General features: G+C 43.2%; 15 protein-coding genes. 2 read left to right on the top strand and 13 right to left on the bottom strand.

All coding sequences use genetic code 11. The features are described 5' to 3' along the window. Positions 1 to 40 precede the first annotated feature (40 nt). From K6Y31_RS14455 to K6Y31_RS14445, 3 genes are all read right to left on the bottom strand, one after another. On the bottom strand, positions 41 to 277 hold the full coding sequence (locus K6Y31_RS14455) for a (2Fe-2S)-binding protein (RefSeq protein ID WP_232799989.1): 237 nt from the start codon (positions 275 to 277) through the stop codon (positions 41 to 43). A gap of 318 nt (positions 278 to 595) precedes the next feature. Continuing rightward, on the bottom strand, positions 596 to 1,510 hold the full coding sequence (locus tag K6Y31_RS14450; protein ID WP_233053669.1) for a response regulator: 915 nt from the start codon (positions 1,508 to 1,510) through the stop codon (positions 596 to 598). Further along, on the bottom strand, positions 1,507 to 1,983 hold the full coding sequence (locus tag K6Y31_RS14445; RefSeq protein WP_233053668.1) for a chemotaxis protein CheX: 477 nt from the start codon (positions 1,981 to 1,983) through the stop codon (positions 1,507 to 1,509). Before K6Y31_RS14445 ends, K6Y31_RS14450 begins: the two co-directional genes overlap by 4 nt. A 103-nt stretch (positions 1,984 to 2,086) precedes the next feature. Between K6Y31_RS14445 and K6Y31_RS14440 the strand changes: the two genes are divergently transcribed. Continuing rightward, positions 2,087 to 2,968 carry a coiled-coil domain-containing protein gene (locus K6Y31_RS14440; protein ID WP_233053667.1) on the top strand — a complete coding sequence of 294 codons (882 nt, stop codon included), beginning with the start codon at positions 2,087 to 2,089 and terminating at the stop codon, positions 2,966 to 2,968. Positions 2,969 to 3,028: 60 nt separating this feature from the next. Here the strand turns inward: K6Y31_RS14440 and K6Y31_RS14435 are convergent, their stop codons facing one another. The 10 genes from K6Y31_RS14435 to K6Y31_RS14390 all read right to left on the bottom strand — a co-directional run bounded on the left by K6Y31_RS14435 (position 3,029) and on the right by K6Y31_RS14390 (position 10,682). Continuing rightward, complete coding sequence (locus K6Y31_RS14435) at positions 3,029 to 3,262, bottom strand: thioredoxin family protein (RefSeq protein WP_233053666.1); 234 nt, start codon at positions 3,260 to 3,262, stop codon at positions 3,029 to 3,031. Positions 3,263 to 3,270: 8 nt separating this feature from the next. Beyond that, positions 3,271 to 4,266, bottom strand: coding sequence for a permease (locus K6Y31_RS14430; protein ID WP_233053665.1), 996 nt, complete (start codon positions 4,264 to 4,266; stop codon positions 3,271 to 3,273). After that, on the bottom strand, positions 4,266 to 5,288 hold the full coding sequence (gene arsB, locus K6Y31_RS14425; protein ID WP_233053664.1) for an ACR3 family arsenite efflux transporter: 1,023 nt from the start codon (positions 5,286 to 5,288) through the stop codon (positions 4,266 to 4,268). Before arsB ends, K6Y31_RS14430 begins: the two co-directional genes overlap by 1 nt. A gap of 1 nt (position 5,289) precedes the next feature. Further along, the gene (locus K6Y31_RS14420; protein WP_233053663.1) at positions 5,290 to 5,676 is read right to left on the bottom strand and encodes a metalloregulator ArsR/SmtB family transcription factor; all 387 of its coding nucleotides are present in this window, start codon (positions 5,674 to 5,676) and stop codon (positions 5,290 to 5,292) included. A gap of 248 nt (positions 5,677 to 5,924) precedes the next feature. Beyond that, complete coding sequence (locus tag K6Y31_RS14415; protein ID WP_233053662.1) at positions 5,925 to 6,482, bottom strand: YceB family lipoprotein; 558 nt, start codon at positions 6,480 to 6,482, stop codon at positions 5,925 to 5,927. Between the two features lie 6 nt (positions 6,483 to 6,488). After that, complete coding sequence (locus K6Y31_RS14410; RefSeq protein ID WP_233053661.1) at positions 6,489 to 7,061, bottom strand: sugar O-acetyltransferase; 573 nt, start codon at positions 7,059 to 7,061, stop codon at positions 6,489 to 6,491. A gap of 46 nt (positions 7,062 to 7,107) precedes the next feature. Beyond that, complete coding sequence (locus tag K6Y31_RS14405) at positions 7,108 to 8,568, bottom strand: HDOD domain-containing protein (RefSeq protein WP_233053660.1); 1,461 nt, start codon at positions 8,566 to 8,568, stop codon at positions 7,108 to 7,110. Between the two features lie 193 nt (positions 8,569 to 8,761). Beyond that, positions 8,762 to 9,799: an NADP-dependent oxidoreductase gene (locus K6Y31_RS14400; RefSeq protein WP_233053659.1), complete on the bottom strand. Its 1,038-nt coding sequence runs from the start codon at positions 9,797 to 9,799 to the stop codon at positions 8,762 to 8,764. A 108-nt stretch (positions 9,800 to 9,907) separates the two neighbouring features. Then, positions 9,908 to 10,267, bottom strand: a complete 360-nt coding sequence (locus tag K6Y31_RS14395; RefSeq protein ID WP_233053658.1) for a VOC family protein — start codon at positions 10,265 to 10,267, stop codon at positions 9,908 to 9,910. A 64-nt stretch (positions 10,268 to 10,331) separates the two neighbouring features. After that, the gene (locus tag K6Y31_RS14390; protein ID WP_233053657.1) at positions 10,332 to 10,682 is read right to left on the bottom strand and encodes a DUF4870 domain-containing protein; all 351 of its coding nucleotides are present in this window, start codon (positions 10,680 to 10,682) and stop codon (positions 10,332 to 10,334) included. A 371-nt stretch (positions 10,683 to 11,053) separates the two neighbouring features. Between K6Y31_RS14390 and K6Y31_RS14385 the strand changes: the two genes are divergently transcribed. Continuing rightward, positions 11,054 to 11,524 (top strand): CBS domain-containing protein, encoded by a 471-nt coding sequence (locus tag K6Y31_RS14385; RefSeq protein WP_233053656.1) that lies wholly within the window; start codon positions 11,054 to 11,056, stop codon positions 11,522 to 11,524. Positions 11,525 to 11,585: the final 61 nt, after the last annotated feature.

The raw sequence follows: 11,585 nt of genomic DNA, 5'->3' as shown, positions 1-11,585 counted from the left end.
TGCGATGAATGCATCTTAAAAACGAGCCTTGCGCTCGTTTTTATGCTACCTGCTTAATCGCAATACTTTGATCGTGGGCAGCGCGAACATTAGCAGCATAAGCCTGACCTTGATATTGCAATTGTTCTTTTTTAATCAAAGAAATGGCATCCGCCACGCAAACGCCACATTGTGCAGATAAACCTAGCTCGCGTTTGAGAGCGCTAAAGCTCTTTCCCGTGGCAACCGCCTCGCGAATGGTTTTATCTGTGATCCCTTTACAAATGCAGATATACACGATGAGAGCCCTACTTATCAAACTTGCTGAGAAATTAAACAAATTATAAATCAAAATAAGAATGATTAACAATAACAATGTATATTAACACAATAAATTTGACCATACATAGAAGTAGAAAACGGTATAACTTATTAAAAAAAGTGAACTTATAAAAAGGTGAATTGACTTTAAATTGACCTTTAAGATTTTCACCTGTCGCAATTTCTAAGGCGCCATGGCCAGAATACTCCTCCTTTTTATCAATGGCGGGATCGTTTTTGCAGTTAAGTAACCCGAGCTTTGGATAAGCAAAACTGAGGTTAAGTATTACCACATCTAAGAACAAACCAAGGTTAAATAACCTTGCCCATAGCCAAGTACGGCTAGCTCCACATCCACCCGTTCCGAGTTGGGTTTATTGAACATTTTTTCCAATTTAGGCATAGATTTCGCGGCAAAATTAACACTTTGTAAGGTCAGGCAGCATCCTGTTTTTTGCTCAACCATACTCGCACCTAACACCTTAAAGACTTGGTTTACATTAGCCATCATGGCTTTAGGCACCGATTTTTTCTTTATAATTTCGTGGGTTTGAGCATCCTCTAAACCATCCATACCGGCACCAAGAATCACTAAACCCGCAAAGTCAATGACCGCTACGGCGCGCACCTTTTTTGCGCCATCAACAAACATAGCCAAAAAACAGGGTAACCAGCGCCCGTGAAATGCACTGCCCGGCACCGCCTCTAATAACAACTCTTTCACCGAAAAAGCATTAAAAACAGTGTCGATAGCGTTCACTCTCGGTAATAGGATCCGATCTTGAATTTCTTGAGATAAACAAGCCGAAGCGCTAGCTTTAACCACCTCTGTATCGCCGTCATCATTTTCATCCAGCAGCGGTAACATGGCTTGATGCAAGGCTTCATCTTCAAACGGTTTGCTTAAAACAAACTCCGCACCAGCGGCAAGGGCTTGCTTTAATTTCACCTTAGCAGTTTCAGAAGTAACAAAGCCTATTTTGACCTTAATTCCCTGCTCTTTCACGGCCTGAAGCAGCTCAAGTCCCGTCATTTTTGGCATATACCAATCAGATAACACAATATCAGGTTGCCACTGCTTAATAATTGTTAACGCCTCAGCACCATCTGACGCTAACTGAGTATCACAACCGCCGTAACCGCAAGCCTTCAATGAGCGCTTAACAATGGCTTGCATTGCCTTACTGTCATCTACAATCAGTATTTTCATTCAATATCTCCTGCAGCTGAGCGAAGCGCTCTAGCGTCCTTTACTAGCATCACATAAACGGGCGTATTACCAATGAATAACAAACAGCCAAGTGAGCCCCTTTGCATAATCAGTTCAGCAACATTCATTGGTGGCCATATTTTATTTGGCAACGTCATTTCATCATTTAGCGCCAGTGCTGTTTTCAGATGCCCAGCGATAATATTAACCATCTCACCTAAGGCGTCATCAAGCTGAACTTGACTGGCAGGCTCACCAGCCAAATCAAACATCGCGTCTGCTAAGGACTGTGTCGCTTGCTGACCAGCCGCTAAGAGCACAGCTTGCTGACTAGGCTGGAACGTGACACTGACAAACTGATCAAAATGATTTAAATATTTTTGATGCTTAGCGAGCTCAAAACGAGCCAACACGACCGGACAGAAATGCTGCCAAAGAGCGCTTACTGTCTGATCAAAATCAGCTTGTTGCATATTGAAACGCTCCAAATCGGCCAAAGTTCGATTTTTGCATTATGCTAAGTAAGGTAAATATTTCTCATTATTCAAGAGTAGCACAATGCATGATGACCACTTTATGACCATTTTTGTAATTGAAATGGCGCTGTTTTTTCTCATTGTGTTAGGAGGGCTATTCTATTGGCAAAAGCAAGGTAAAAAGCTATTACAAGAACAGCTAGCGCAGGCCCAACTAACTATCGCCAAGCTCTCTCAAGCGCTAAAAGAAAAAAGCAATGCCCCGGAATCACAAGAATTATTGAATGCGTTAAAACAAAGCCAATTAAAAATCGACAAGCTCAATCAAATTTACCAAGCGCAAATAAAGCTAATAAAGCAAATCGCCGACATTTCAGAGCTGCCTGCTGAAACGAAAGGTACCTACCAAAATATCACTGAGCACATCACCCTCTTGAAACAACAAGCCACGGAATCAGGTGAAATAATCGATGAAATGACAGCGGCACTAAACGAGAGTTACTTAAAGTTTGATAACTTCAGTAAAGAAGCAAATGAACAAGAAGATAAATTAAAAAAATTATTAGATGAAGCGGTCAACAAATCCACTACCAGCGCCGAAGAGCAAGCGCAAATGGAAGCTCACGCCGAAGCCGTCGGCATTGAATGCCAACAACTCACCGAAAAACTAAGCGCGGCCGAGCAAGATATCACCCAATACAAAATGAGTGTCGACTCACTAGAGCAAGAGTTAGCGAGACTTCAGCAAAGTAGCCAAAAAGATGAAACAACAACCCTGAAAAAACAACTCGCCGAAGGGCAGGCAGAGCTAAGTCGCATCGTACGAGAAAAAGATTTTATTGAAAAGCAATTTTTAGAGCTACTTGATAGCGCTGAAGACTCCACCGATTTAGCCGCAGAGCTCACCCGAGCGAAAAATGAATACGCCCTGCTAGAGCAAAAATTTATCGAGGCTGAATCACAACGAAACGACCCTAATTAAGCGCGTAACTATTTAACCATGTGTATTAGTTGTACTAGTTCAGACAAGATATATAACCAGCTATTTTAGCCACTCTTTAATCTGCACCGCTTGCGGCATCGAGCCAGCATGAACCAACTTTTCGTCAATCACTACAGCGGGAGTACTCATCACGCCATAAGCCAGCATCGTTTGTGGATCTGTTTCTTTAATGACTGACACCGCCACCCCCTGTTCATTTGCCACCTGTTCAATCAACTCAGCCGTTTTTACACATTTAGTACAACCACTACCTAACACTTTAATTTGTTTCATAAATGACCTCATATAAAAGAAGAAAGACAATTAAACAACCATCCAACCAAGGTAAATGACACTAGCAGCATCAAGAATACCGTAACCAGCAAACGCCACTGCATAACCTGTTTGAGTAAAATAAACTCAGGAAAACTCACCGCAACTGTACTCATGCAAAACGCCAAAGTGGTACCGATGGGGAGCCCATTTATAATCAAGCTTTCCATTATCGGAATAACGCCAGTCGCATTTGAATAGAGAGGGATCCCGAGCAGTACGGCAGCAGGTACTGACCACCATTGGCCATCCCCCAAATGTAGTTCAATCCAACCATCAGGCACAAAGCCATGTAAGGCGGCACCTAAGCCAACACCAATAATTACCCACTTCCAGACGCGGCTAAAAATGTCGATGGTTTCTGACTTTGCAAAGCGGTGCCGATCAGAAAAAGTCATCACCACTGACTCGCTCTCAGCGACCACCTCACCACCTTGCTTACGACCATTATCTAAAGCCTTGGCGGCAAACGATTGCAACCAACGCTCTGCTTTTATTGCATCAAGAAACAGACCGCCAAGGATGCCCACTGTCATCCCTATCACCACGTATATCAACGTAAACTTCCAGCCGAGTAAGCTCATTAGCAATAGCACTGCAACTTCGTTAATCAAAGGAGATGTTAATAGAAAGGCCATCGTCATCCCCACAGGGATCCCTGCTGAAGTAAATCCGAGAAAAATAGGGATACTTGAACATGAGCAGAAAGGGGTAATGGCACCAAATCCAGCCCCAAGCACATAACCTACGCCGCGGCGTTTTCCGGCAAGAAAATCTCTAACTCGCTCAACATTTAACGAAGCTCGCACTAGCGCGATAGCGTAAATCATCACCGCCAATAACACGTAAATTTTACTGACGTCCTCAATAAAGAAGTGCACCGCATCACCGAGCTTAGCATCTGGTGCTATCTGAAATATCGAGTAAGTCAGCCAATCAGCCAGTAGCGTGAAGACCTCAAACATCAGACTGCTCCAAACCAATGACGAGTACGATTGGCAAACCACACTAAACTCAGCATCACAGGCACTTCAACAAGCACCCCAACCACGGTGGCTAAGGCGGCTCCAGAGTGAAGACCAAATAGCGAAATAGCAACGGCTACCGCCAGCTCAAAAAAGTTAGAGGTACCGATCATACAAGCTGGTGCGGCGATATTGTGGGGCAGTTTGATAAACTTCGCTGCGCCATAAGCAATTGCAAAAATGCCATAGGTTTGAATTAGCAGCGGAATAGCGATTAGCACGATTGTTTGTGGCTGAGCCAAAATGGTTTGCGCTTGAAAACCAAATAATAAAATGACGGTACTGAGTAGGCCGACAATAGACCAAGGTTTAGCTTGCACTAAAAACGCATCAACTCTGGCATCACTATGATGTTTATGTAGATAACGCCGCGTGAGCACGCCAGCAATAAGTGGCAGTAAGACATAAAGCACAACAGACAATAATAAGGTTTGCCAAGGGACAACGATGTCGCTTATCCCCAATAACAATGCCGCCAATGGAGCAAAGGCAAACACCATGATGATATCGTTTACCGAAACTTGAACAAGGGTATAGTTGGGGTCGCCTTTGGTTAACTGGCTCCAAACAAATACCATGGCGGTGCAAGGTGCCACGCCAAGTAAGATCATCCCGGCAATGTATTCGTTAGCACTCTCTGGGGCAACTATAGAGGCAAAGAAGACTTTAAAAAATAGCCAGCCTAAAAAGGCCATGGTAAAAGGCTTTATTAGCCAATTAATCACCAATGTCAGTACTAATCCCTTTGGCTTTTTCCCCACGTCTTTAATGGCAGAAAAATCAATTTGCACCATCATGGGGTAGATCATCACCCAAATCAGTACTGCGACAACAAGGTTCACATGAGCATACTCAAGCCCAGCCACTAACTGAAACAAGCTTGGGAATAGGTTACCCAGCGTCACGCCAGTAACAATGCAAAAGCCAACCCAAACGGATAGATATCGCTCAAAAGCGCCCATCTTAATACTCCTTGGTTAATGCTGAAATAGGGCTTGACCACTTTTCACAACATGACTTTGCCCGCTCGGGTCGGCCCCCCATCTGTTGCAATCGCTGTTGATGCTCAAAAATGTATGCCTGATTGTTATTTAACGTTTCATACAACACCTGCTGCATCCATAGTGGTAGCGTCTGATTAATACGATAAAAAACCCATTGCCCTTGGCGACGGTCTGCCAGCAAACCGGCATTTCGTAACTGGGCAAGGTGGCGCGAGATCTTCGGCTGACTTTCATTTAGCGCCTCCATCAGCTCACACACACACAACTCTTGCTCCGACTGGATAAGCAACAAACATCTCAACCTTGTTTCGTCAGCAAGGCATTTATAAAACCGAATGGGTGACATAACACTCTCAACTCTTATTCAACGGGTAAAAAATACGCACACGCTCACTAATTAATTTAGTACATATGAAAAAAAATATATATGAAATAACGTATATATTTTGAAATAAAAAATCAGCATGGGGCAAAAATTTGTCGGTAGAGATAACTTTTTAGTTTGGTTTAATATCAGTAGCAGCTTTTTCAGCAATGTAGGCAAGAAACATCAAGGAAATGAGCCCAACAAAACCGTTGGGCTAAGGCAAACAACTATAACCCCATTACAAATTCAATTTTACCGGGCTTAATCACTATCTCTTTGCCCACTTTCTTAATCATGGCTTGATTCATGTCTTGTTCATCTAAAACATAAATAGGCTGAGTCTGTAAAAATAGTTGTAACGCTTGAGAGACCCGAGGGACTAACTTCGCCACCTCGTTCCCCAAATCAGCTGGATCAGATGAAACATTGGTTAACTTCACATCCTTTAAATACACCGCACCTTCTTTTTTGTTGTACCAAGGCTTAGCACTAAAGTCGACGGTCACTGAGCCTTTAAAGGGGCGTAGCGGATTTTGTAGCTCTAAGCTAGAAGTGCCTGACACTTGCAGTGCATCGGCCTGCTCTCGGCCGAATTTAACGGCAACCTTGCCCAATTCAGCTTTAACATAAAGAATACCGGGAATACCGTCTTCATGTTTAAAGCTAACCTGTTCATTAATATAGCTTGCCACCTCTTGCTCTGACACCGAATAAGTTTGACTGCACGCACTGGCTAATAGAGCTAGGCCTACAACCATGCCTTTTTTCACGTTAATCCAAGCCATTAATGTTTATTCTCCAATATTATTGTCATGTTCTGATTCAATATGCTTAATCATCTTTGCAGGCACTCCTGCCACTAAGGTGTCTGGCGCAACATCTTTGGTGACTACCGCGCCGGCGGCAACAACTGAGCGCGCCCCGATTGTAACCCCCTGGCAAATAACCACATTACCGCCAATCCAAACATCATCCTCAACCACTATCGGTAAATTACAACATTCCCATTGCCTACGTTTTTTAAAATCAAGAGGATGAGATGCAGTATAGAGCTGGCTTGAAGGGCCGATTAATACATTATTACCTATGGTGATTGGTGCATTATCTAACATGGTCACGCCCATATTGATAAAACAACGGTCGCCGATGCTAATCGTCTTGCCAAACTCGCATAAAAAAGGCGGGGTAATAATAGTTTGAGAACCAACCTTGGCAAAAATTTTCTTAGCTAAGGCGCGCCCTTTCGGGGCAAAGGTGCGATTAAACTGCTGTATTAATGTAAACGTTTGATGGCGTAACACTTGAATCTCGTTGGCATCTGGATCGAATTCTACACCCAGCTGCATTTTTTCTAGTTCGGTCATTTCTCACCTTAGCACCACCAATAAGTTGGCAAATCATAACTGAAACTTATCCATTTGGGTGCATCATTTTGGTTAAGCATAAATTAGTTTGCTGAACAAAATGTTGAAAAGCCACAAACGAAGTTTCTTCTAGTTCAATGTGACCCAGCTTTCTATCCGCATATACTAAGCCAATACTGCGTTTTTCCACCGCCAAAGGAGCAATGAAAAAACCGCTCTCGGGGGTTAGCTTAAGCAGCTTAGCACTAATAAAACGCTGCCACTTATCGTGGTGCGAACGGCACCAAATAGGCTCAAAAGATTGCAGACAGTGGGTAAACAGATTCTGCTCTCGCCCTATAGCTACCTCAAAATCATCTTTAAGATGCACAGAATCTTTGCCTGATACGAAGCGAGGTTTCAGGCCGCGTCGATCGCGTGTCAGCATAAATATCAATACGGTATCCATGCCGATACCGCGATAGATACCTTCAAGGGCTGAATGCATCACCATGTTGATATCAACCTTCTCTACCGCCATATTGGTTAACTCATGCAAAATTTTTAATTGCAGCGCTTCATTGCTTACCGAACTATCAGCTTCAGCAGGCAACACCACATCTTTCACATTAAGGTATTTGACTAAACGTCCCGCCCCGTAGGCATGCATCAGTTCAATCGTGCCTTGCTGACAGGATTGTATTTCCTTCTCCACCGTCTGGGGGCCAACACCTAACAGCTGGCCTATTTTGGCTTCATATTGCTGTTTTTTTTTGCCATTGGGATGCATGGATATTAACTCAGCACTCAAGCCATCGGCCAATAGCAGCGCCCGCATCAAATAGTTATTTTCAGGGTCATCAGCGAGAGATGCTTCAACGGTAGAGCCAAGGTGCCAACTCGCAGCCAACCCTTGGCTCATGCGCTCAAAGGAGGTTCCTAATAAATCTCGAATGAGACTGTGTTGATACTCAGTTGATTTATGATGTTGTTCGGCAAAGCGTAACTTCTCATCTAAAAAAATGGCCACATCACTGTTACTGCGCCAAAATGCCGCTTCGCCTAAACGTCGCATTAATGCCGCTAAAAAATACTCTTCTTGTGTATCAGCATCACTCTTATGCAGTAGCTTTTTCACTAGCATCCCTGCCAATAAAGAGCGGGCGATAAGTAACACCAAACGCTGGTAGACGTTTGGATCCATACGTTGATCAGCCAGTAATGTATCGAGCATTTGCGCCGTAATACAAATTTGCTTAATAGCTTTAAAGCCCAACATCACCACCGCACGACTCACAGTAGTAACCTGCTGACGGCCACGGTTATAACACGCGCTATTTGCGATCCTTAAGATCCGAGCGGTTAAACCATGATCGTGTAAAATAGCTTGCCCGAGCTGTGATAATGAAGCGGTGTCGTCCTTGGCGATTTGCTCTAATTTAGCCACCGTATCTCGCAATACTGGCATTTCATTTTCGCTAATATAGCGAATCCAAGCTTCTTGTCCGAATAATCCTTTACAACTCATGTTTAAATGTCAGTCCATACAGGTACGATTTAGTAATAAGTCAAAGTGTAGGAAAAGTTTGCGATGAATGGGGAATAAGGAAGATGAGCTGTGAAATAAAGCGAAAAAAAAGCCTCTTTTTTGAGGCTTATGTGACATTCATACAATTTCAACATCAGGCAAGTGATTAAACCTTTCCTGTTGAGCGATAGGATTATACCGCCGAGTTTAACTGCACCACGACCTTACCAAAATTATCACCTTGCAGCATGCCAATAAAAGCAGGTACCACAGACTCTAATCCTTCATGAAGGTGCTCTTTATATTTCACCTGCCCTGACTTCAACCATTGATCCATTACGGGTACAAAACCATCGTAGCAGTGACCGTAATCATCAAAAATAATGAAACCTTTGACAGTTAGTCGTTTGACTAGAATCGTGCCCATTAGCTGAGATAAGCGATCAGGACCAGCAGGTAACTCAGTAGCGTTATATTGTGAAACTAAACCACACACAGGCACGCGAGCGCCCGTATTCAGTAACGGCAACACAGCATCAAACACCTTACCGCCGACATTCTCAAAATAAATATCGATACCTTTATCACACGCTTTATTGAGCTGGTCAGCAAAATTTTCCGCGTTGTGATCAATACACGCATCAAAACCTAATTCATCTTTAGCGTGAGCACATTTTTCAGCGCCGCCAGCAATACCAACCACTTTACAGCCTTGCAACTTAGCAATCTGACCAACGGTTGCACCTACAGGCCCAGTTGCAGCCGCCACCACTAAGGTATCACCAGCTTTGGGTTTACCTATGTCCATCAAGCCCATATAAGCCGTAAAACCAGGCATACCTAAAATGCCCAGCGCATAAGATGGGTGAGCAGGATTTTTGCCCAAATTAAACAAACCTTCACCATTGGACACCGCATAGTCCTGCCAACCACTGTAAGATAACACCCAGTCGCCTAACTCGAATTTATCATTGTTAGTGCGAACCACTTGCGACATGGTCGCGCCCACCATCACTTCTTTTAAGCCCACTGGCGGCGCATAAGATTCGGTGTCATTCATACGTCCGCGCATGTAAGGGTCAAGGGAAAGGTAGATAGTACGCAGTAGAATTTCACCGGCTTTCGGCTCAGGGATTTGCGTTTCATTAACAATAAAGTTGTCTGGCGTTGGCGCGCCAACAGGACGAGAGTTCAATAAAATCTGACGATTATAAGAATGTGCTTGGCTCATATGATTTTCCTTAATCAATAAAAACAACCTGCCATTGCAAGTGACACTGTGGAGATGCAATATCGCATGCTAACAACGCGGTGTCTACGTTATGAAAACCTTGGACGATCAGTCTTGCGACTCAGACCAAACCGCAAATTCATTGCCACTTGGCTCAGTAAAATGAAAACGATAGCCACCGGGAAAACCAAAAATAGGCCGATTAACCACCCCGCCCGCCAGCTCAACTTTTGCTAACGTTTCATTAATATCATCACTGTAAAAAACCAATAACGCGCCACCGTGTTCAGAATGGCCAGCCAACTCAGCTTGATAAAACCCACCATCTAGCCCTTGACCAGAGAAAGCCGTATATTCAGGGCCAAAATCCGTAAATTCCCAACCAAACACCTGACTAAAAAAGGCTTTAGTCAAAGCTAAATCTTTGGCTGGGAATTCAACATAGTTCAACTTTTCATGTTTGTTCATTATCGCTCTCCCAATAAAAATGGCGTGAAATTCACGCCAATACACTCAGTTTGATTAGCGCTTATTACTTTAAAAAACGTAACGTAAATGGCACTCGAAATTGCTCGCCTTTTGAGGCGGCAACCGCCCCCATAATACAAAAAATAAGGTTACAAATAGCAATCACAGGAATCAATAAAGCACCAATAACAATAATACTTAAAATAAATGCCACTACATAAGCAAGAGCCACCGTAATAGACCAATTTAACGCCTCTTTAGATTGATCTTTAATGTAAGCATCATCGGTTTTTACCAAATACAATATTAAACAAGGAATAAAACCGAAAAAGATCGTCGCTATCCAGCCAATCAATGCCATATTTTTTGAGTCTTGACTAATTTCAGTCATGCCTTGAGTCACTTCGTTACTCATTAATTTTTTCCTTAAATGATTTATATAAATAAAGTAGCAAAATCATACATGAAGCGCACCATAACTTCTGTGATACTGGATTTAAAAGCAGCGCTCATTTCAATAGCCTAAACCTATTAAACCAGTAGACACAACCCAATTTACCTAATCAACGTAAAGCGTACACTCAAGTTAACTTAACCTCGGCTGTGTTTAAGCCTATCGCAGAAAGATAAAGTATGTTTTACGGCAAAATTTCGTTTTCAGGGATGAAAACGCAAAGCGTATAGGGAAATATTCACAGCGTTTTTTCAGGAAAGCATACTATTTCGCTTATCCAAGGTTCGGGTTAACTTAATCAATTCGATCAACAAGTGATATCAGGAGGCTATATGCCTGCACTCTTAGTAAAAGATTTCATGAACAAAAAAGTAGTCAGTTTTACCAATGAAACGTCGATTGCAGTGGCCGTGCATAGCTTACTGCAGTCGCATCAAATTGGCGCCCCTGTCATCAATGAACATAAACAAGTGATAGGTTGGATCTCAGAACAAGACTGCTTAGACAAAATGCTCAAGTCCAGTTATCACTGTGACGAAACGGCACTAGTTGGCGACATTAAAAACGATCAAGTACTGAGCGTGTCTCCGCAAGATAACGTGTTAGATTTAGCCAATAAAATGCTCGGGCAAAAACCGAAGACCTACCCAGTGGTAGAAGACGGCAAACTCATTGGCATCATTGCGCGCCGTGATATTCTTAACGCGGTCGATCAACATCTAAGCAGCTGCTACACCCTGAAGGATCCCCTCATAAATCCCCCAGCGCACAGCCATATTTTCTCAGCTGTTGGGCAAAAATAATGCCCGCAGCTAGTAGTTCTTGCGTACTGACCTCGTAATCAGGCCGCCTCATAACCTCTAG

Source organism: Motilimonas cestriensis (assembly GCF_021295315.1).
GTDB lineage: Bacteria > Pseudomonadota > Gammaproteobacteria > Enterobacterales > CBDFNC01 > Motilimonas > Motilimonas cestriensis.
Note: the sequence above shows the minus strand (reverse complement) of the source record. Positions and strands in the feature narration are given on the sequence as shown.